Annotated in this window: 14 protein-coding genes and 1 pseudogene; 7 read left to right on the forward strand and 8 right to left on the reverse strand. The window is 68.2% G+C overall.

Annotation, left to right across the window (positions count from 1 at the left end; translation table 11 throughout):
* Window positions 1–208: 208 nt before the first annotated feature.
* The gene (gene treY / locus JL101_RS06820; RefSeq protein WP_203098756.1) at window positions 209–3,013 is read right to left on the reverse strand and encodes a malto-oligosyltrehalose synthase; all 2,805 of its coding nucleotides are present in this window, start codon (window positions 3,011–3,013) and stop codon (window positions 209–211) included.
* The gene (malQ, locus tag JL101_RS06825) at window positions 3,010–6,678 is read right to left on the reverse strand and encodes a 4-alpha-glucanotransferase (RefSeq protein ID WP_203098754.1); all 3,669 of its coding nucleotides are present in this window, start codon (window positions 6,676–6,678) and stop codon (window positions 3,010–3,012) included. Before malQ ends, treY begins: the two co-directional genes overlap by 4 nt.
* Window positions 6,679–6,858: 180 nt before the next feature.
* Here malQ and JL101_RS06830 point away from each other — a divergent pair, with 180 nt between their 5' ends.
* Window positions 6,859–7,248: a response regulator gene (locus tag JL101_RS06830; RefSeq protein WP_203098752.1), complete on the forward strand. Its 390-nt coding sequence runs from the start codon at window positions 6,859–6,861 to the stop codon at window positions 7,246–7,248.
* A gap of 76 nt (window positions 7,249–7,324) precedes the next feature.
* On the opposite strand, the gene JL101_RS06835 is transcribed toward JL101_RS06830, so the two are convergent.
* From JL101_RS06835 to JL101_RS06850, 4 genes and pseudogenes are all read right to left on the reverse strand, one after another.
* Window positions 7,325–7,612, reverse strand: a complete 288-nt coding sequence (locus JL101_RS06835) for a hypothetical protein (protein WP_202680008.1) — start codon at window positions 7,610–7,612, stop codon at window positions 7,325–7,327.
* Window positions 7,613–7,731: 119 nt separating this feature from the next.
* Window positions 7,732–7,980: a hypothetical protein gene (locus tag JL101_RS06840; protein WP_203098750.1), complete on the reverse strand. Its 249-nt coding sequence runs from the start codon at window positions 7,978–7,980 to the stop codon at window positions 7,732–7,734.
* Between the two features lie 556 nt (window positions 7,981–8,536).
* Entirely contained in the window at window positions 8,537–10,159 is a 1,623-nt protein-coding gene (locus JL101_RS06845; protein ID WP_203098748.1) for an ISL3 family transposase, read from the reverse strand.
* 1 nt (window position 10,160) lies between these two features.
* Window positions 10,161–10,662 (reverse strand): annotated as a pseudogene (locus JL101_RS06850) (transposase); the annotation flags it as partial.
* Between the two features lie 275 nt (window positions 10,663–10,937).
* Between JL101_RS06850 and JL101_RS06855 the strand changes: the two are divergent.
* Window positions 10,938–11,159 carry a hypothetical protein gene (locus tag JL101_RS06855; RefSeq protein WP_228435324.1) on the forward strand — a complete coding sequence of 74 codons (222 nt, stop codon included), beginning with the start codon at window positions 10,938–10,940 and terminating at the stop codon, window positions 11,157–11,159.
* Here the strand turns inward: JL101_RS06855 and JL101_RS06860 are convergent, their stop codons facing one another.
* Window positions 11,160–11,447: a LexA family protein gene (locus JL101_RS06860; RefSeq protein ID WP_203104621.1), complete on the reverse strand. Its 288-nt coding sequence runs from the start codon at window positions 11,445–11,447 to the stop codon at window positions 11,160–11,162.
* A gap of 35 nt (window positions 11,448–11,482) precedes the next feature.
* Between JL101_RS06860 and JL101_RS06865 the strand changes: the two genes are divergently transcribed.
* From JL101_RS06865 to JL101_RS06885, 5 genes are all read left to right on the forward strand, one after another.
* Window positions 11,483–12,616 carry an IS630 family transposase gene (locus JL101_RS06865; protein WP_203104623.1) on the forward strand — a complete coding sequence of 378 codons (1,134 nt, stop codon included), beginning with the start codon at window positions 11,483–11,485 and terminating at the stop codon, window positions 12,614–12,616.
* A gap of 104 nt (window positions 12,617–12,720) precedes the next feature.
* Window positions 12,721–13,245 (forward strand): EcsC family protein, encoded by a 525-nt coding sequence (locus JL101_RS06870; RefSeq protein ID WP_407697433.1) that lies wholly within the window; start codon window positions 12,721–12,723, stop codon window positions 13,243–13,245.
* Between the two features lie 377 nt (window positions 13,246–13,622).
* A complete protein-coding gene (locus JL101_RS06875) occupies window positions 13,623–14,042 on the forward strand; it encodes a VOC family protein (protein WP_203101086.1) in 420 nt (139 codons plus the stop codon).
* 330 nt (window positions 14,043–14,372) lie between these two features.
* On the forward strand, window positions 14,373–15,902 hold the full coding sequence (locus JL101_RS06880; RefSeq protein WP_203101088.1) for a Y-family DNA polymerase: 1,530 nt from the start codon (window positions 14,373–14,375) through the stop codon (window positions 15,900–15,902).
* Complete coding sequence (locus JL101_RS06885) at window positions 15,899–19,153, forward strand: error-prone DNA polymerase (protein WP_203101090.1); 3,255 nt, start codon at window positions 15,899–15,901, stop codon at window positions 19,151–19,153. Before JL101_RS06880 ends, JL101_RS06885 begins: the two co-directional genes overlap by 4 nt.
* A 22-nt stretch (window positions 19,154–19,175) precedes the next feature.
* On the opposite strand, the gene JL101_RS06890 is transcribed toward JL101_RS06885, so the two are convergent.
* Entirely contained in the window at window positions 19,176–20,885 is a 1,710-nt protein-coding gene (locus tag JL101_RS06890; protein WP_203101092.1) for a hypothetical protein, read from the reverse strand.
* Window positions 20,886–21,043 lie beyond the last annotated feature (158 nt).

Consider the following 21,043-nt stretch of genomic DNA (forward strand, 5'->3'; position numbering starts at 1 on the left):
GTGGCGCGCCGGCGGTATCAACCGCCGGGCGAGGAGCGGCAACGACCGCCGTCCATTCCGCTCCCTCGCCGTGCCGCCCGTCCGCATGCCGCCTGTCCGATCCGTGGTTCCGCCCTGAGCCCGATCACTCTTGGCGAGTCCTCGACGGATGGAAGGCGGTATCGTTCCCGCCCCGGCCGGCGTCGCCCGATCAGCAAGGTGCTTGATCTCACCCCTCCGGAACCAGCAGCGCGAACGGGAACTTGCCCAGCAGCGTGCCGGCCGGGAAAGCGGCGCCGTCTTCCCGGGGCTCCGCCTCGATCACGGCGTCGGTCAGCAGGTTGCGCCAGCGGCCGGCGCCGACCGAGGTCGGCAGAACCACCGCCGTGTCGCCCCAGTCCGGATCGTCCTCCAGCCGGGCGACCAGCCGGGGCACCGCGACGATCACGCTGTCGCCCTCATGGATCCGCGCGAAGGCGCAGACCTGGTCGGCCTTGGCGCCCTGCGCCGCCAGCGCCTCGTAGGAGCCGTGGGCGAACAGCTCAGGCTTCTCGGTGCGCAGCTTCAGCGCCTGCCGGGTCACAGCCAGCTTGACGACGCCGTCCTGCCAATGGTCGAACAGGGCGGGCAGGCAGGCCGGGTCCTGCTCCAGCTCGCCTTCCAGCTGGTCGAGCGCCCGCTGGTGCATGTCATAGTCCACCGGCAGCCGGTTGTCCGGATCGACCAGGCTGAGGTTCCACATCTCGGAGCCCTGGTAGATGTCGGGCACGCCCGGGACGGTCAGCTTCAGCAGCGCCTGCGCCAGGCCGTTGAGCGCGCCCAGCTTCGCCACCCGCGCCTGGAACGGCACGAAGGCTTCGAGGAAGGGACTGCGGCGGGAGACGTCCAGGCATTCGTGCAGGAAGGCGATGACCGCCTCCTCGTACTCCGTGTTGGGGGCGGCCCAGGTCGAATGGACCTTGGCCTCGCGGATCGACTTGATCATCGCGCCCTCGACACGACCGATATAGCCCTTCAGCAGGGCCGCGTCCGGCTGCGTGACGTTGGTCAGCTCGGCCGGCCATGAACCGACCAGGAGCTGGTACAGCAGGTACTCGTCGTTCTTGTCCGGCGGGGCGGTGCCGGCCATGTCGCCGCGCCGGGCGCGGATCATCCGGCTCCAGGTGCGGATCTGGCGTTCCCACTCCTCCGGCATCTCCGACAGCACGTTGATGCGGGCGCGGGTGTCCTCGCCCCGCTTGGTGTCGTGGGTCGAGGTGCCCAGCATCGCGTGCGGCCAGCGCCGCGCCCGCTCCGCGTTGGCGTAATGGAAGGCGCTGACGCTGACGCCGAACAGCTCGGGGTGGCCGCCCACCTCGTTCAGGGAGACCAGCCGGTTGTAGCGGTAGAAGGCCGTGTCCTCCAGCCCCTTGGCCATCACCGGCCCGCTGTACTGTTGCACCCGCATGGCCAGACGGATCACGGCGAAACGGCTGTAGCCGCTGCGCGGCTCGGCCACCAGGTCGCCGGTCAGCAGCGCCTGGAGGAAGTCGAACACGCTGGGGTCGGCCGCGTCCACCGCCCGGCGCGCCTGGGCGATGGCCCAGTCGATGTAGCGCCGGTCGCTCTCCGCCGGGGTCGTGCCGTCGATATAGGTCCGGTAGACCGGGAAGCGGGCGACGATCTCCTTCAGGGCGGAATGAAGGATGTTGTTGGTGAAGTCGGCCGTCCGCCAGTTGGACCGGGCGATCCGGGCGGCGTCGCGGGCGAGCACGTTCAGCTCGCTCGCCATCTCGTGCTCCATGATCCGGATCTTGCTCTCGTGGACGATGTCCTCGAAAGACCGGGTCTGGCCGGTGAAATCGGTGTAGATCCGGTTGAAGGCCTCCTCGCCCGCCGCATCCACGAAGATGCCGCCCACCAGGTTGGTGAACTCGTAGCCGGTCGTGCCCTCGATCGGCCAGTCCTCGCGCAGGTGCTCATGGTGCGCCAGGATCTTCTCGACCACCAGATAGAACGGGCGCGGCGCCTTCTCGCGCAGGCGGATGCAGTAGCCCTTGGGATCGACGAGGCCGTCGATATGGTCGATCCGGATGCCGTCCAGCGTGCCGTCCTCGACCAAGTCCAGCACCAGCCGGTGGCTCAGGTCGAACAGCTCCGGCTGCTCCATGCGCAGGCCGGCCAGCTCGTTGATGTTGAAGAAGCGGCGATAATTGATGTCGTCGGCAGCGACCTTGAAATAGGCGGCGCGCCAGTTCTGCTGCTGGATCAGGTCGTGCAGCGCCCGGAAGCTGTCGGGCTGGCCCGCCGTCCCGGTGAACCGCTTGATGCCCGCCTCGACGGCCTGCGCCACCTCCGGCTTCTCAGCGACCAGGCTCGCCAGCTCCGCCTTCAGCTCGGAGGCGCGGCGTTCCACGTGGGGCCGGAAGGTCGGCAGCGCGCCGAAGGCGTCGCCCAGGTTCTCCAGGTCGGGATTGTCGTGGCCCAGGATCTCGGCATAGTTCAGCGGGCAGATCGGCAGCTTGTGGGTGCCGTACGCCCAGACCGCGAAGGTGCCTTCCTCCGGGTCGAACTTCAGCGCCAGGTCGCCGTCCTCCAGCACCTTGCCGTACTGGTCACCCAGGAACGGGATCAGCAGCTTGCCCTGGAGGAAGCGGCGGTCGGGCTCCCAGTCGATGTCGAGATAGCCGGCATAGGCCGAGTCCTGGCCCCATTCCAGGATGTTCAGCCACCAGGCATTGTCGGAGCCGCCGACGCCCATGTGGTTGGGCACGAAGTCCACGATCTGGCCCAGCCCGGCCTCCTTCAACGCCGCGATCAGCCGCCTGAAGCCTTCCTCGCCGCCCAGCTCCGGGTTGATCGCGTTGTGGTCGACGATGTCGTAGCCGTGCGTGCTGCCCGGCCGCGCCTTCATGTAGGGCGAGGCATAGAGATGGCTGACACCCAGCCGCGCCATGTATTCGGCCAGCGCGCTCGCGTCGTCGAACTGGAAATCCTTGTTGAACTGAAGACGGTAGGTTGCCCGCGGAATGGGCGTGCCGCTGGAATCATTCATCGAATATCGGCCTTCTTGGCGGAGGAAGAGAGCGGGCGGGCGTCCCGGAAGATCCGTGCCAGCGCGACAACGCGCGGGTTGCCGTTTAGTTCCTCAAGGCTCAGCGACTGCTTGCGGCGCCAGTTGGGGTGCTGATCGGTGGTGCCGGGCAGGTTGACCTGGTGCGGCTCCTCGGTCAGGTCGTCGATCTGGACCATCGCGATGCCGGAGCGGGTTCGCGCCAGGAACAGGTGGACCGCCTCCGACAGCGCGTCGTCATAGTCGGACTCCGCCGAGAAGCCCGACGGCAGGTCCAGCCCGGCCGCCTTCAGGGCGTCGAGCAGCGCCTGCTTGTCGCGGGCGCGCAGGTCCCGCTGGTTCCGGGCCTCGTCGGCGCCGGGGTAGAGGCCATGGCGCTCCTTCAGGCCGATATCGTGCTCCTCCCACCAGCCGCGCAGCGTCGCGAGGTCGTGGCTGCCCACGGTGGACAGCGCCAGGTGCGGATAGTCCTCCGGCCCGACGAAGCCGCCGCCCTCGGCATATTCGAAGAAGACCACCCGGTACGACAGGATGCCGGCCTCGGTCATGCGCTCGCGGAAGCCTTCCGGCACGGTGCCCAGGTCCTCGCCGACCACCAGGCAGCGGTTGCGCTGGCTCTCCAGCGCCAGGATGCCGACCATGTCGTCCATCGGATAGGAGACGTAGACCCCCTCCGACGCGGGCTTGCCCTCCGGGATCCAGTAGAGATGCTGGAGCGCCATGACATGGTCGATCCGCAGGCCGCCGGCATGGCGCATGTTGGCCCGCACCAGGTCGATGAAGCCGGCATAGGCCTGCTCGCGCAGCGCCTGCGGGTCGAACGGCGGCAGTCCCCAATCCTGCCCGGCCGGGTTGAACAGGTCGGGCGGCGCCCCGACATGGGCCGACGACACCACCAGCCCGGGGTTCGCCCAGGTTTCCGCGCCGCTGCTGTCGGCCCCGACCGCCAAGTCGCGGTAGAGGCCGACCGCCATGCCGCGCGCCCCGGCCTCCGCGGCGGCTTCGGCCAGCTGCTCGTCGGCGACCCACTGGGCCCAGGCGTGGAAGTCGATCCGGTCGGCGTTTTCGCGGGCGAAACGATCGACGGCCTCGCCGTCGGGCTTCCGGTATTCCGGCGGCCAAGTGCGCCAGTCCGCCTTGTCCGGCGCGAAATGCGCCCGCAGCGCCAGGAACCGGCAGAGCCGCTCCAGCGGCTCGCCCTGCTCGCGGCGGAACCGGGCGAAGGCGTCCCGGCGCTCCGCCGAGGCCCGCTCCTTGAACTGCTGGAACAGTACCTCCAGCACGGGCAGCTTCAGGGCCGTCGCCTCGGCGTAATCGACCAGGTCGGCGTCGCGGGCGGCCTGGAGCCTGCGCTTGAACTCCGGCGCCTCCATCAGCACCCGGCACCGTTCGCATCCGGCATAGTCCGGGACCTTGGCCGGATCGATGTAGAGGATGTTCAGGTAAAGCCGGCTCGCCGGGGAGTAGGGGCTGGCATGGTCCGGGTTGTCCGGGAACATGGTGTGCAGCGGGTTCAGCCCGATCACCGACGCGCCCAGGTCGGCGGACTTGCCGACGAAGCTCTTGAGGTCGGCGAAATCGCCGATGCCCCAGTCGTCACGGGAGCGCAACAGATAGAGCTGGGCGGAGATGCCCCAGATCCCGTTGCCCTGCGACACCTCCGGCGGCAGGTAACAGCGGTCCGGGGTCACGATCAGCGGCATGGTCGCCTCATCCATCCCGCCGCCGCCCACGGCCAGGGTATGGTATCCGGGCGGAAGCTCCTGCTCGATCACCAGCCGCCGACGCTCCACCGCGCGTCCGGCATGCTCGCCGGTATGCAGCAGTTCCAGGTCGGAGAACTTGACGGTCCCCTCGTGCCGCCGGCCGCCTTCCTCCGATACATGCCAGCGCAGCTGGGCGGCGCTGGGGGTGAAGGAGAGCGGCACCTCGATCCGCCGCCGGCTGGCCCGGACCACCGCGACCGGCGGCAGCGGCCGGCCCAGGTCGGCCTGTTCCAGGGCCTCCAGCCGCGCGCCCGCGGCGCGCTCGTCGGGCACGTCGTGGCCTAGGGCGGCCAGCATGTTGCGCTTGGCGCTCTCCGACATGCGCACCATCTGCCCGGTGGCGCTCTTGTATTCCAGCTCGATGCCGGCCCGCTCGGCCAGCTTGTCGAGCGCCGGCGTGGCCGATGGGGCGGGGGAGGATGAGGCCCCGTCCAGCAGCTCCACCACGCCCTTCAGCGGGATCGCGACCCAGTCCGGCCGGTTCGCCAGCTCGTAGCCGACCTCGTAGAGCGCCTTCTCGAACAGGAACAGCCGGAGCAGGCTGTCGGCGTGGGCGGGGTTTTCGGGATGGCCCGGCGCGCCTTTCACCGCCTCGCGATAGGCGGTCAGGAAGGTCTCGGTCACCGTCCGCGTCCAGTCCTCCGGCCGGTCCGGCTTGGCGGTCGCCGCGGCATAGGCGAAGGAGCGCAGCATGCCCGCCACGTCGCGCAGCGGCGAATGCTTGGCGCGCCGCTCCGCCAAGGGGCGCATCGGTTCGCCTTCGAAATCGATGATGAAGACGTCGCCGCGCGACACCAGGACCTGACCCAGGTGATAGTCGCCGTGCAGCCGGGTGCGGCTCACCTCCAAATCCTTGGGCGCCAGCGCGTCGAACCGTCCCATCAGCTCGTCCCGCCGGGCCAGCAGTTTCTCGGCATCGCCGCGCACCTCCGGGGACAGGCCGGGCAGGGCGCGTTCCAGCGACGCCAGGGTGGTCCGGGCCATGGTCCGCACCGCCTCGACCCACTCGCCGATCGTTTCGCCGCCGACCGGCTCGGCCCGGAAGGCCGGGTCGTCGGTCCGCGCTGCCAGCGCGTGGTGCATCTCGGCGGTGCGCTGCCCCAGCCGGCCGACCAGCGCCAGCAGCTCCGGGCCGGGCGGCGTCTTCGCCCGCTCCAGCACGTGCCCCCAGGCGTCCTCCGCGTCCGGCACCAGAGCCTGGAGGACGCACAGCGCGATCGGCCGGCCGGACTCGTCGGTCTGCTCGATCGTGCCGAGCAGGGCGGGGGTATTGGCGAACTTGGCCGTTCCGGTCAGGAAACGACCGACCTCCACCTCGGGATGGATGCCCGGCTCCAGCTTGCGGAAGCCCTTCAGCATCGCGCTGCCGCCGATCCGGATCGAGGTGTTGGACTGTTCCGTCCGGGAGCGCTGGATCGCAGGCGCCGCTTCCGCCGTGACGGTTTTCCCGCCGCCGCTCTCCGCCGCCATCCGCGCCAGCAGGGCCCGCACGAAGGCGTCGCGGGCGAAGGCGTCGATCAGCACGCCGGCGCGCCCGTCCTGGCGGATGCTCGCCAGGACAGCCGGGTCGCCGGGGTCGGCCGCGTCGCCCCATATCAGCATGAGCGGCAGGAAGTAGCGCTGCTCGGCCGCGCCCGGCGGCTGCACGCGGAGCGTCGCCAGCAGCGCCGGCCCGTCTTCGGTCGGCAGCTCCTCGCCCGCCGCCAGGGCGACGGCAGGCGTGCCGGCATCCTTGGCGCCGTACCAGCGGTGGCGCAGGAGATATGCCGGAAGCACATCCCTCTGGAGAATCTGCAAGGCCTCGCCGCGCAGCACGGCCATCACGGTACGTTCGGAAGAAGCCAGTTCGATCGAGGTCGGAGCGGCGGCTGAGGTCGCCATCGGATGCACCCTTGGTTTGTACGGTGTCCGCCCAACCCTCAGGGTGCGGTTAAGTTCCGGGCGTCAACCTCTACTCCTACCCGACCTCTACTCCTTCGTTGTCATCGACCGGAGGCTTTCGGCGTTAGAGTGTGCTGTCGCGGCGCGCCCCGGGGCAGCGCCGGTGAGCGGGAGGCTTTTATGACGGAAGGCTGCAAGATTCTGATCGTCGAGGATCAGATGCTGATCGCGATGGATCTGGAGCGGCTGATCGAGGGAATGGACTATACGGTATGCGGACTGGCGCGTACCCGGACCGAGGCCCTGCGCCTCGCCGAGGAGCATCGTCCCGACTTGGTGGTGATGGATGTCCGGCTGGCCGACGGCAGCGACGGCATCGCCGCCGCGCGCGAGCTTCGCCAGCGCTTCAACATCGGCGCTCTGATGATCTCCGGCCAGATCGACGCCGCCCAGGCGGAGGAGGCCGAGGCGGAGATCTTCCTGCGCAAACCCTTCGAGCCGCGCCAGCTTCGCCGCGCCATCGCCGACGCGCTCCGCCTGCGCCGGGTCGATCCGGGCTCGGCGGCCTGACGCTTCCTTTTCGCGGAGGGGCGGCGTCCCGCCGCCCGTGGTGCGCGGGACGCGCACCCTCCCGAATCCGGCGTGCCTACCGCTCCAGCGCCCTGTCCATCCGACGTGACTCGTCCCGCAGGTCCAGCAGCTCGCGCCGGTCCAGGATGTCCGCCTTGCCTTGGCGGTCCAGCAACTCGCGGCGCTCCTGGCTTTCGCGGAGCTGGTCCCGGTATAGCTCTGCCCGTCCCCGGTCGGACGGGTCGATCCGTTCGCCCGGCACAGGGGTGCGGTGGGGAGAAATGACGTTGCGTTCCCCCGGCACCTGAGCCGCCGCCGTGCCGATGGGCAGCAGCAGGGCGGCCATGATGATCAGTTTTCTCATGACAGGCATGTGGGGTGCTGGGGGACGCCGGTCCAGGCTGCTATTCCGGAAGCGTAATGATCGTGGCGCCGGCCTGGGCGGCGGCTGAGGGTTCCGTTTCGGCCCAGCAGGCGCCCCGGCTATTGCAGCCGGTTGACCGAGCCGCCGCCGACCACGAGCATAGCCCGGAAGATGGTCCGGACCTGTTCGGCACTGTTGCCGGCCACGGCCATCCCGGCCCTTAGCATGGCGTCGGTCGGTTCCAACTCGGTGACGGTGACGCCGCTGTCCTTCAGGACGGCCAGTACGTCGAGGGCGTGGTTCATCAGGGCGGAGCCCAGGACGGAGTCGCCCGTTCGCTCCCCGCCGGGGGGATCGTCGTTCTTCATGTCGAAGGATGCCTTCACGCTGCCATGGAATCGCGAACGGTCATGGCCTGGGCTGACGCCCGATCATGGTCCCGTTCAGGCGCATGCATGCCTGTCGATGCCGGCGGCGGTCAGGAATCGGGAACGGGTGTTCCCGCCGCCGCAGGGATCGAAACCCCTGCGGCGGCGGAGAACAAAGATTGGCGCAACAAGGCGCCGGGTGTGGTATGGGCTTGGGTAGCCATCGATTTGGTCCTTAGACGGTCGGATCGGTGGTTAGGCCGGGTGGGGAGCTGGTAACTCCTTGCTCGGCCGCCTCGCGGGGTACGACGGCGTGCGAAGAGTGCGCCGAATGCACGTGTGTTGTCAATTGCGCTGAAATAGCAGTATGCGGGCGTGCGATGCCATCTGTAGTGGATGCCTCGCCGAGCTTCGCCCTTTCGTGGTGCTATATGTGCCCGTTTGAAGAATCATGAATGGGTGATTCTTCTGAGCATGAGTGCGCCCATGGCAAGGTATGTCATGCTGCCCGAGACGAGAGTGTCAGGAATTTCGGTTCTCCCGCACTTTGCGTGGATCAGGCGGCCAGGAGGACACGGCGGCGGATGAGATCGAAGTTTCCGCGCCCGTACATCTGCCTCTTGATGAGCTTGAGCTTGTTGATCTGTCCTTCCGCTTGGCCGCTGCTCCACGGCAGGGTCAGAGCGGCCTGGATCGCCGCTTGATCCTGACGCAGGCCGGCGGCAAAGGTTTCGACGACCGGGGTGCCGCAGGCCTCCGCTTCATCCAGCCAGCGCGCCAGGATCGCCGGAGAATCCTCCGGGGCTTTTCCCCGAGTGACGCCGCAGGCGCGCACCAGGTCGCCAAACCGGGCGATCAGAGGATTGAGGCGCGCAACCTCGGCATCCTGGGCGATCCACGCCAGTGTCGCCTTCCCGGTTTCGTCCAGGGCGTCCGGGGAACGTACCAGAAGCCAGGCAAGCTGCCGGGCCGACGCCAGTATGGGCTTGCGCTCCGACGGCCGGCCGGATGGTGCCGGAACCTCGCGTCGCCGGTCCACCCACCGATGCAGTTGCTGGACCGATCCGGGATAGCCCCTTTCCCTGATGTCACGCCACAGCTCCGCCACGTTCGCACATCCCTCCGCGAGCCGGCTTTCCAAATGATCGAGCCAGGGATCCAGAGCGCTCGTGACAGGACGCCTTTCGGCGTGCTCGGGGAAGCTCTGCGCGGAGGCGAAGGATCGAACCGTCTGCCGGGAGATCCCCATGGCGCGGCTGATCGCCAGGATCGTCTCGCCGGCCTGGAGACGTCTATGCACCTCCTCATGCCGGGCCAGGCGCCGGGCACGGCTATCTTGCGTGCGGGCCGTCTCGCTTCGGGTCCGCGAGAAGGTTCCGCGCCGTTGCCGCGGTGACAACTCGCCGGTGTGCACCGGAGGCAGTTGGCGCAGGCGGTCGTGAATGCCCGCCAGCCAGCGCTCGATCATCTCCCGCAGGTTTCGAAGCAGGTGCCAGCGGTCCACGACCTGAGTCGCGCCCGGCGCGCCGAGGTTGGCACCGCGGGCATACTCGGTGGACCGGTCCCGCGCGATCACGCTGACCGTGTCGTGCTCGCGGAGCCATGCCGCCAGGGTCTGCGCCGTGCGATCAGGCAGCAGGTCGACGACATGGTGCTCCTCCAGGTCGACCAGGATGGTGCCGTAGGTCTGCCCTTTCCGGCGCGCCCAGTCGTCAACACCCAGGACCCGCGGCGGGGCACGGACTGGAAGGGGAACGGCGCGCACGAGCCGGACAACGGTGTCGGCACTGACGGGCATGCCCAGGAACCGCATCAGGCGAGCACCGGTTTCCCCGCCGCAGGCGATGCCGATCCGCCCTTGGGTAGCGGCAAGCCGCCGTGTCCGTCGTGCTTTCGGCGCCAGCAGATCCGGTATGGTTTCGGCAAAGGTCAGGCGAGCGCAGGCCGGGTTCCGGCAATAGAACCGGCGGACGCTGAGAAGCAGGCGAACCTCGCCGCCCAGGCTTGGCAGATCGGCAGGATGACGCTGGTATCGGCTGTGGACCGCCTGGCTGGCAGTGCCGCAGTCGGGGCAGATCGCCTCGTGCCGTACAACCTGGGCTGAAATCTGGATGCTCGTTGGGCTGATCCGCGTCACATGCTCAACGCAGCAGCCCGGAACTGGGAAGAACTCATTCACATCATGATATGTGATCTCGGCCGGAAGGTTTGCGAGACGGTCTCAGACCAGACGTTCCACGCAAAGTGCGGGAGAACCGAAATTCCTGACACTCTCGCCCGACGTCGCAACGGACCTCGTAGTTGTGGACCGGCCTGCGCCAGCGTGTCATCCAGCCGAAGGATCGTTCGACCACCCATCGCCGTGGCAGCACCTGGAAGCCCTTCTGTTCCGCCACCTTGTGCACGACCTCGAGGGTGAAGTCCTGGTAGTCTGCGGCACTCATCAGCTTGCCGCGATCGTAGGCGCCATCGGCGAAGAAGTGCCGGCAGCATGCGCCAGCCGCAGCCCGTCCGGGCCAGATAGCGCAACGCGTTCAGGATCTCCCGAAGATCAACCTTGATCTTCCGGCCCCGGCTTGCCGCTCCGGGCAGCAACGGCTGGATGTACGCCCACTCCGCATCACTCAAATCCGTCGCATAACGCCGGCGTTCGAACTGCTTCTGACGATCACGATGTTCTTGGGTCTACATACCCTTTGGGTAGGTGACTTTACCTCAAGCCTACACCCCCACGCATTTCTCAAACGGGCACTAAAGCGAATTAGAGATTTAAGATAGTTTTAATACATCGGGGCAATAATTGCATTGCCTTCGCAGAAGTATAGAATTCTTAGTTTTGTGCACTCCGCTGAAGCAATAAGTACTTTGTATTTCTATTAAAAAATATAGACAATTGTGATGGAAGACAGACTTTTTTGATAATTACCTGATAACAGCCATCCCAAAAGGAAATTAACATGGAAGAATCAATGAACGAATATGAGAAAAATCAACACTGTGGTATTCAGGCTTGGAAGTCTCAGAAGCCAAGCATTATTGATAATGCTATTGGCGTAGCTTTCACTCCTGTAACTTGGGTGGTCGGGAGGGTCGTTCCGACATCGGCTATAGAAGGAGCCCTTCATGCATCTGACTGGATTGCCCAGCAAACAATTCCATCTAGTGGCTCGGCACAGTGATTATGATGAGCTGGCTTCGGGCCTTTGAAGGACCGGCAGGCTCTCCGGTGGCACGAGCAGCCTGATGCTGCGGGCGGCACCGGGGGTGCGCTGGATGAGGCCGGTGCGTTCGAGGGCGAGGACCATCTGGTGGATGGTGGGCGGGGTGACGCCGAAGAAGCGCTGCAGGTCGGCCTCGGCGGGCGGTCGGGCATTGATGCAGGTGTAGGCGTGGATGAACGCCAAATACTGCCCTTGCTTGGGCGTGAAATTCGGTTCCGGGTGGGGCTGTGACATCGCGGCGGCCATCGGGTTGTCGGGGCTTTGAGCGTCGAGGAGGCCCGATGACTGTACGCTACCGCGTGGATCTGAGCGAAGCCGAGCGGACCGAGCTGCAGGCCCTGGTCAGCGGGGGTCGGCAAGCCGTGCGCAAGGTCAAGCGGGCGCAGATCCTGCTGGCGGCCGACGCGGGCCACGGCGACGAGGCGATCGCCGCCACCCTGGCGGTCGGCACGGCCACGGTGCACCGGACCCGGCGCCGCTTCGTCGCGGGCAACCTGGACGCCGCGCTGGGCGAACGGCCGCGGCCGGGGGCGCCGCGCAAGCTGTCGGGCAAGGAGGAGGCCCTGCTGGTGGCGACCGCCTGTTCCGAGCCGCCCGAGGGCCGGGCGCGCTGGACGCTCGACCTGCTGGCGGGAGCGCTGGTCGCGTTGACCGGGCACGACGCCGTGTCCGGCGAGACGGTCCGGCGGCGGCTGGCCGAGAACGACCTGAAGCCGTGGCGCCGGGACATGTGGTGCATCCCGCGCGTCGACGCCGAGTACGTCGCGCGCATGGAGGACGTGCTCGACCTCTACGCCGAGGCGCCCGACCCGGCGCGCCCGGTGGTGTGCTTCGACGAGAGCCCGACCCAGCTGATCGGCGAGGCGCGCGAGCCGGTCCCGGCCGCGCCGGGGCAGCCGGAGCGGTTCGATTATGAGTACCGGCGCAACGGCACCGCCAACCTGTTCGTGTTCCTCGACGCGCACCGCCCCTGGCGCGCGGTCAAGGTCACCGACCGGCGCACGGGGCGCGACTTCGCCGCGTGCATGCGCGACCTGGTCGACGTCCACTACCCCGAGGCCGAGCGGATCCGCGTGGTGCTGGACAATTTGTCAACCCATTCGGCCGGGGCGCTCTACGAGGCGTTCCCGGCGTGCGAGGCGCGCCGGGTGCTGCGCCGGCTGGACTTCCACTTCGTGCCCAAGCACGCGAGTTGGCTGAACATGGTCGAGATCGAGATCGGCGTGCTGCGCTCCCAGTGCCTGGACCGCCGCATCGCCGAGCGCGAGCGCCTCGAGGCCGAGGTGGCAGCCTGGCAGCGCCGGCGCAACGCCGAGGGCGCCCGCATTACCTGGATGTTCACCACCGAGCGGGCGCGTGAGAAGATGGGCCATGCCTATCCCGATCCGGAGCCCTCCCTCAAGCAAGCCGCCTGAACTCATCAAAACCACTGTGCCGAGCCACTAGTAATGTCTGCGTAAAGGAGTTCAATGATTTAGAAATTGCGGATGCGCAAGCAGACTCGATCCAAAATTGGGCAATAGGCTATGCTGTAACTGAAGGCAGTCTGGCGGGTGCTGCTGGAATATACGGAATTCCTGTAGATGTCCCGGCAGTTATTACTTTATCTCTTAGGACTATTAGAAGCATTGGGAATGCCTATGGATATGATAGAAAAGACGATATTGAAAAGAAATTTGTAATGTCTGTTCTTGGGGCGGCAGGAGCGAATACTATGGCAGAAAAGACGGCAGCTGTAACGACTTTGCGAAGCTTGCAGGTAACTCTTCTTCGTCAAAGCTGGAAGAAAATGGCGGAAATAGCCGCTGAGCAGACTTTAAGCCGCGAAGCTGCGCTGATTGCCATTCGTACATTAGCAAGTCAACTTGGAATCAATCTAACAAAAAGAAAAGCATTGCAAGCAATTCCCTTTATTGGTGCTGGTGTGGGAGCGGCTGTTAATGGCACATACATGCGAGATGTTGGATGGGCAGCTCGTAGAGCCTACCAGGAACGGTGGCTTATTGATCGTGGCAAATTGATTCTAGAGGGTGCGGATCGATGACTACGATAGTCTTTGGTTGGCTGATCGCCTTACGGTCGATCGCTCCTACCCGCGGAGGTCCGATGGTTGCCAGCAAGCTTACTCGCAAGTGAAAGACGACCATTCGGCAGCGGGTGCGTGCCGCACTCGGGCTGCGCGAAGGCGATAGGATTGCTTACAGCCTTGAAGAAGGCCGCGTGATCCTGAGGCGCGCCGTCCCCGAACAGGTCGATGATCCCTTCCATGTCTTCCACGAATGGAATTTGGAGGCGGATCGGCGGGCCTATGCTGGGCTGTAGTATTCGGGATGCCGGCATGTCGAATATCGAGCCGGGACGATCGCGCGGACTATGCTTCCCGTCTCCTGTCCAACCACCAATCCGATGGGGAAGAAGCCGATGCTGTCCCATGTCTATGTCGGGATCACCGATTTTCAGCGCGCCTTCACCTTCTACAGTGCCCTGATGGCGGAACTCGGATATCCGCTGAAGTTCCGCGAGCCCGAGAATTCCTGGGCAGGCTGGATGCCGAAGGCGGGCGGGCGGCCGTTGTTCCTGATCGGCGCGCCTTATGACGGGCAGCGGGCCGATTCGGGCAACGGGCACATGGTCGCTCTTCTCGCCCCGAGCCGGGAAGCCGTCGATCGGTGTCACGCCATCGCCATGGCCGCCGGAGCGAGGGACGAGGGAAAGCCGGGTCTCCGGCCCCATTATCATCCCGATTACTACGGTGCGTATTTCCGCGACCCCGACGACAATAAGATCTGCATCTGCTGCCATGATCCCGTCCCGGCTTCGGGTACTGACCGGCCGGCCTGATCCCCAGCCGGTCGGCACGGTAATCGCTCGTTCATCAGGAAAATGTAGGTCAGGTAGAGCGAAGCGGCACCCGACACAAGCCGAAGCGTCGCTGTCGGGTGCCGCTTCGCTCTACCCGACCTACGTGCCATCCATTTGTCTCTTTCTGCGGGAAGGGCCCGGCCATGGCAAACGAGAGGGCGCCGGGCGGACCGATCCAGGACATACCCCCTCCTGAAGAGCGTAAAATTTTCTCCACCGCCTTGACCTCCTTCCGCGTCTAGTGTGTTCTTGTTTTGTTCTGAGCGTGATGGCGCCACATGGCAAGAGGACTGACGGAGTGGAGTATCGATGGCGCGGCGGGTTCTCTCCCTATGGCTTCCCGGCCTGGCAACCGACCGGCTGGCCCGCCGCAAGCCGGAATTGCGGGATCGGCCGCTCGTCACCATCCTCGGGGACCACGGGCGGATGATCGTCGCGGCGGTCAACGGGCATGCCGAGTCGGCCGGCATCCAGCCGGGCATGACGCTGGCCGACGCCCGCGCGCTGGAACCCTCCGTCCATCCCGTCGATGCCGATCCCGCCGCCGACGCCCAGGCGCTGGACGGGCTGGCGGACTGGTGCGGGCGCTATACGCCCTGGGTCGGGCTGGACGCGCCGGACGGCATCTTCCTCGACATATCGGGCTGCGCGCACCTGTTCGGCGGCGAGCCGGCGCTGCTCCGCGACGTGGTCGGCCGGCTGAAAGGGTTCGGCTATCAGGCCGGGGCGGCGGTCGCCGATTCGGCGGGGGCCGCCTGGGCGGTGGCGCGGCACGGCGGGGAGCGGATCGTTGCCGTGCCGCCGGGACGCGGGCGGCAGGCGCTGGCCGGGCTGCCGGTGGAAGCGCTGCGCCTGCCGGCCGAGACGGCGGCCGGGCTGCGCCGGGTCGGCATGCGGCGGGTCGGCGACCTCTACGGCATGCCGCGCGCCGCGATCACCGCGCGATTCGGCGTGGTCGTCACCCGGCGGCTCGACCTCGCGCTCGGCGTGTCGCCGGAGCCGATCTCGCCGCGCCGGCCGGTCCCGCCCCACGTCGCGCGCGCCGCCTTCGCCGAGCCCATCTCCACGCCGGAGAACTTGGCGGACGCCACCCGGCGCCTGCTGGACGACCTGTGCGCCGGGCTGGAGCGGGCGGGCAGGGGAGCCCGGCGGCTGGAGCTCCGCTTCTTCCGGGTGGACGGGCGGGTCGAGCGCTCCACCGTCGGGACCAGCCGGCCGGTGCGGGCTCCCGCCCATCTGGCCCGCCTGTTCGCCGAAAAGCTGGACCGGGTGGCGCCCGGCCCCGGCATCGAGATCATGATCCTTTCCGCCACCGCAGAACCGCTCGGCCCGGAGCAGATCGAGATGCCGGTCGGCGACTCCCGGCCTGCCTCTGCTGCCTCCGGGGAGGTCGCGGATCTGGTGGATCGGCTGGGCAGCCGCCTGGGCCTGTCGCGGGTCCGGCGCCTGCTGCCGCGCGAGAGCTGGTGGCCGGAGAACGCTGTCGAGCCGGCCCCCGCGCTGTCCGGCCCGTCCCCCGGATCGAAGGATGCCGCTGCCCCCTGGCCGGCGGACCGCGCCCGCCCGCTCCGCCTGCTGCCCCGGCCCGAGGCGATCGACGTGATCGCCCCCGTCCCGGACGACCCGCCCCTGGCGTTCCGCTGGCGGGACGGGATGCACAAGGTCGTCCATGCCGAGGGGCCGGAGCGGCTGGAGCCGGAATGGTGGCGCCAGCTCGACGAACTGCGCGACTATTACCGGGTCGAGGATGCGGACGGCCAACGCTTCTGGGTCTACCGCGCCGGCCTGTACCAGCCGGGCCGGGCGGCGCGCTGGTATCTCCACGGGTTCTTTCCATGACCCCGGTTTCCCGGCCCAGCCCTGCGGCGGTCTATGCCGAGCTCCAGGTCTCGACCAATTTCAGCTTCCTGCGCGGCGCCTCCCACGCGGAGGAGCTGGCGACGACCGCCGCGGCGCTGGGCCATTCGGCCATCGCGGTGACCGACCGCAACAGCCTTGCCGGGGTGGTGCGCGCCCATGTCGCGGCCAAGGGGGCCGGCATCCGGCTGGTGGTCGGCTGCCGGCTGGACCTCACCGACGGGCCGAGCCTGCTCTGCCTGCCGACCGACCGCGCCGCCTATGGCAGGCTGTCGCGGCTGCTCACCGCCGGGCGGCTGCGGGCGCCCAAGGGGCAGTGCCACCTGACCCGGGCCGACCTGCACGACCATGCCGAGGGGCAGGTCCTGATCGCCCTGGCGCCGGACCATCCCGGGCCGGATTTCGCCGACGCGCTGCGCGCCTATCGCGAGCTGTTCCGCAGGCGCCTGCACCTCGCCGCCAGCCATCTCTACCGGGGCGACGACGCGAGGCGGCTCGCCCGGCTCGCGTCGCTGGCGGCCGACGTCCGAGTGCCGCTGGTCGCCACCAACGACGTGCATTACCACGCGCCGCACCGCCGGGTGCTCCAGGACGTGCTGACCTGCATCCGCGAGCACCGCACCGTCCACGAGGCCGGCTACCTGCTGGCGGCCAACGCCGAGCGCCACCTGAAGGCGCCGGAGGAGATGGCCCGCCTGTTCCGCCGTCATCCCGACGCCGTCGCCCGCACGGTCGAGATCGCGGAGGCCTGCACCTTCTCCCTGGACGAGCTGCGCTACGAATATCCCGACGAGATCACCACCGGGGGCCGCACCCCCCAGCAGGAGCTGGCCCGCCTGACGGAGATCGGCGCCGCCGAGCGCTATCCGCCAGACCTGCATCCCGGTGGCATCCCGGCCAAGGTCCGGGCCGCCATCGACCACGAGCTGCCGCTGATCGAGCAGCTGGGCTACGCGCCCTATTTCCTGACCGTCCACGACATCGTCCGCTACGCCCGCTCGCGCGGGATCCTGTGCCAGGGCAGGGGGTCGGCGGCCAACTCGGCGGTGTGCTACTGCCTGGGCATCACGGCGGTGGACCCGGCGCGCTCCGACCTGCTGTTCGAGCGGTTCGTCTCCGCCGCCCGCAACGAGCCGCCCGACATCGACGTGGATTTCGAGCACGAGCGGCGCGAGGAGGTGATCCAGTACATCTACGCCAAGTACGGCCGCGACCGCGCCGGCATCGCCGCCACGGTCAGCCGCTACCGGGCGCGCGGCGCGATCCGCGAGGTCGGCAAGGCGCTGGGCCTGTCGGAGGACACGGTCGCCCGGCTGGCCGGCTCGATCTGGGGCTGGGGTCGGGACGGCATCGACGAGGACCGCGCGAGGGAGCACGGGCTGGACCCGGCCGACCCGACGCTTCGCATGGTGCTGGACCTCTCCGGCGAGCTGATCAACTTCCCCCGCCACCTGGGCCAGCATGTCGGCGGCTTCGTGATTACCCGCGGTCCCCTGTCGGAGCTGTGCCCGATCGTCAACGCCGCCATGCCCGACCGCACCACGATCGAGTGGGACAAGGACGACATCGACGCCCTGGGCATCCTCAAGGTGGACGTGCTGGCGCTCGGCATGCTGACCTGCCTGCGCAAGGGCTTCGACCTGCTGCGCGACCACCGCGGCATCGACCTGGCGCTTGCCACCGTCCCGGCCGAGGATCCCGACGTGTACGAGATGCTGTGCAAGGCCGACAGCCTGGGGGTGTTCCAGGTGGAGAGCCGGGCGCAGATGTCCATGCTGCCGCGCCTCAAGCCCCGCACCTTCTACGACCTGGTGGTCGAGGTCGCGATCGTCCGCCCCGGCCCGATCCAGGGCGACATGGTCCATCCCTATCTGCGCCGCCGCCAGGGCAAGGAGAAAGTCGAATACCCCTCGGACGAGTTGCGCCGGGTGCTGGAGAAGACCCTGGGCGTGCCCCTGTTCCAGGAGCAGGCGATGAAGATCGCCATCGTCGCGGCGGGCTTCACCCCATCGGAGGCCGACCAGCTCCGCCGCGCCATGGCGACCTTCCGCAAGGTCGGCCTCATCCACACCTTCGAGGCCAAGATGATCGAGGGCATGGTCGGGCGCGGCTACGACCGCGCCTTCGCCGAGCGCTGCTTCCGCCAGATCGAGGGCTTCGGCACCTATGGCTTTCCCGAGAGCCACGCCGCCAGCTTCGCGCTGCTGGTCTATGTCTCGGCCTGGATGAAGTGCCACCATCCCGACGTGTTCGCCTGCGCCCTGCTCAACAGCCAGCCCATGGGATTCTACGCCCCGGCCCAGATCGTGCGCGACGCCCGCGACCACGGGGTGACCGTGCTGGGGCCGGACGTCAACCGGTCCGACTGGGACTGCACGCTGGAGCCGGCGGGCACCGGGTATCATGCCCTGCGCCTGGGGCTCCGGCAGATCAAGAGCTTCCGGCAGGCCGACGCCGCGGCCCTGGTCGCGGCGCGGTTCGAGGCGCCGTTCCGCGATCCCCACGATGTCCGGCGCCGCGCCCGGCTGTCGGCGCCGGCGCTGGAACTGCTCGCCCAGGCCGACGCCTGGCGGTCGCTCGGCCTGGACCGGCGGGCGGCCCTGTGGGCCGTGCAGGCGCTGGGGCCGGAGCCGCTGCCGCTGTTCGCCCGGCTCGACGGGCCGGCGGCGCCGGAGCCAGAGGTGACGCTGCCCGACATGGCGCTGGGCGAACACGTGGTCGAGGACTATGCCAGCCTGTCCCTGTCGCTGAAGTGCCACCCGCTCCACCTGTTGCGGCCGGGACTGGAACAGGCCGGCGTCGCCCCTTCGAGCCGCCTCGACGAGGCGCGGCACAACACGCGGCTGACCGTCGCCGGACTGGTGCTGGTGCGCCAGCGGCCGGGCAGCGCCGCCGGGGTGGTCTTCATCACGCTGGAAGACGAGCACGGCGTCGCCAACCTGATCGTCGTGCCGCCCGTGTTCGAGCGGTTCCGCCGGATCGTCCTGACCGCCCGGCTGATCGCCGCCACCGGCCGGGTCGAGCGCCACGACGGGGTGATCCACCTGCTGGTCGACCACCTGTCCGACCAGAGCGCGCGCCTGCGCGAGCTGACCGACGGCACCGCCCCCGGTCTTGTCGACGCCCCCGGATTCGCCGGCGCCATCGCCCGCGCCGACGAGGTCAGGCGGCCCCCGCCGGAAAAGGGGCCGGAGGTGACCAGGGTCTTCCCCGACGGCCGGAATTTCCGGTGAGGCCCGGGGAACCCGCCCCGACCTACCGCCCTGCCAGCCCCGACGACTTCAGCAGGCTGCGCAGCGACAGCAGCGCCTGCTTGCGCTCGGCCTCCGCCTTGAACCGCTTCAGGAACGGCTCCAGGAACTCCGGGCTGTTGACCGCGCGGCCGACCGCCTCCACCGCGCAGGCGCGAGCCTTCCCCTCGGGCAGGGGGGAACCGGCGCACAGCTTCATCAGCTGAAGGATCCTGTCGGTGAAGCTGCGGTTGGGCGCGTTCAGCACGTCCAGGCGGACGATGTCCAGCATCGTGTTGTCCAGGTCGGCCAGCAGTTTGGACTTGGTGTCCTCGTCCATCTCCGCGCCGGCCACGTCGCGGTGCATGCCGACCAGGACGGGCAGGGCGGCGGGCCGGTCCTTGCCGCCGCTCTCGCGGATCAGGTCCTCGGGCGACCAGGCGGCGCGGACGAACTCCGTCATCTTCGCCTTACTGGCGACATAGGGCATCAGGTCGACGATGCGCACCAGCGTCCGCACCTTCTCCGACGGCAGCTTGCACTGGCCGATCGCCTCCGCCACGCTTTCCGGGTTGATCAGGCGCAGCGCCCGCTGCTCCAGCGTCTCGAGCATCTCGATGTCGTCGGCCAGCGGCGGGGTCGCCTTGAACAGCTCCATCAGCAGGTGGAGCGTCTGCGCCTGGTTCCACAGCGCCCGCTCGGCCTTCAGCGGGGCGATGTTGGTCAGCTCCCGGATCACCCGGCGCTCGATCGTGCTGCGGGTGCGCGGGCAGCGGCCCTGCCGGATCAGCCAGTTCAGCGCCATGATGCCATCCGAGGCGCGGTTCGACGGCGGCTCGTAGCGGCCGGCATGCAGGTCCAGCAGCGCCCGGATCTGGGTCAGCCGGTCGGCATGGTCCGGGCCGGTCAGGTCGGCGGTGGCGTTGGTCGCGTTGGCGATCTCCGCCATGATCGCGTCCAGCGGCATGGCGTGGCGCGCCGGCAGGTCCTCCTCCACCAGGTGGCCCAGCGCGTCGAGCTTGCCGATCCAGCCCTTGGCGTCGGCCAGGTAGAGCGCCAGGGCGCGGAAGATGTGGTACTGGGCCGAGCCGGGATGCTTCGACTCCAGCGCCGCGCACTGGGCGCCGTATCCGCCGGGGGCGCAGGCGCGGACGGGAGCCCGCTTGGCGTCGGCCCGGAGATCGTTCAGCAACTGGTCGGTCAGCGCCAGCAGCTCCTTGAAGCGGCGCTGGACCGGCACGTCCGACCCCTGGACCTGGGCGATCGCGGCCTTCTGCAAGGCACCCTGCAAGGTGGTGCCCGCGTCGTTGAGACGCAGGGCGTGGGCTTCGGAATGGAGAAGCTCCAGCGGGGTCAGCCGGTTGTCGTCCAGATAGCGCTGCAGGGCCGCGGCGATGGCCTCCCGAGCCCGGTCCCCGCGCAGGTCGGCGGGGGTCCGGCAGATCCCGTCGCCGCCCGGGACGGGCATGATCAGCGGCGCGGACGGATCGACCGCGCCGTCGCGCCACAGCGCGCGGAGCAGGATGGTCCGGCTGACATGGCCGTAATCCTCGTATTCCGTGCAGAGTGCCACCCGCGCGCCCATGCCGACCTTGTCCGCCTGCGCGTTGCGCGCGCCGATCTCCGCCTCCTCGCGGTCCTGCGTGGTCTTCGCGCACATCCAGTAGCTGCCGTGATAGGTGTGCAGCTCGTAGTAGACGCGGGTTGTCCCGATCGCTTGAGAACTTTCAGACACGCAGGAGGCCCTTTTCCGGATCTTGAATCGTTGGGAACCGCCCGGATCGAACCGGCCGGCCCGGCGGCACCCAGCCGTTCCATAACTTTCGTATGATGCTAGTGGACAACAAGTTAAAACTTTAGGCAAAAGAATCGTACCGAATATGGCGCGACAAT

The organism is Skermanella rosea (assembly GCF_016806835.2).
In the GTDB taxonomy this organism is placed as follows: domain Bacteria; phylum Pseudomonadota; class Alphaproteobacteria; order Azospirillales; family Azospirillaceae; genus Skermanella; species Skermanella rosea.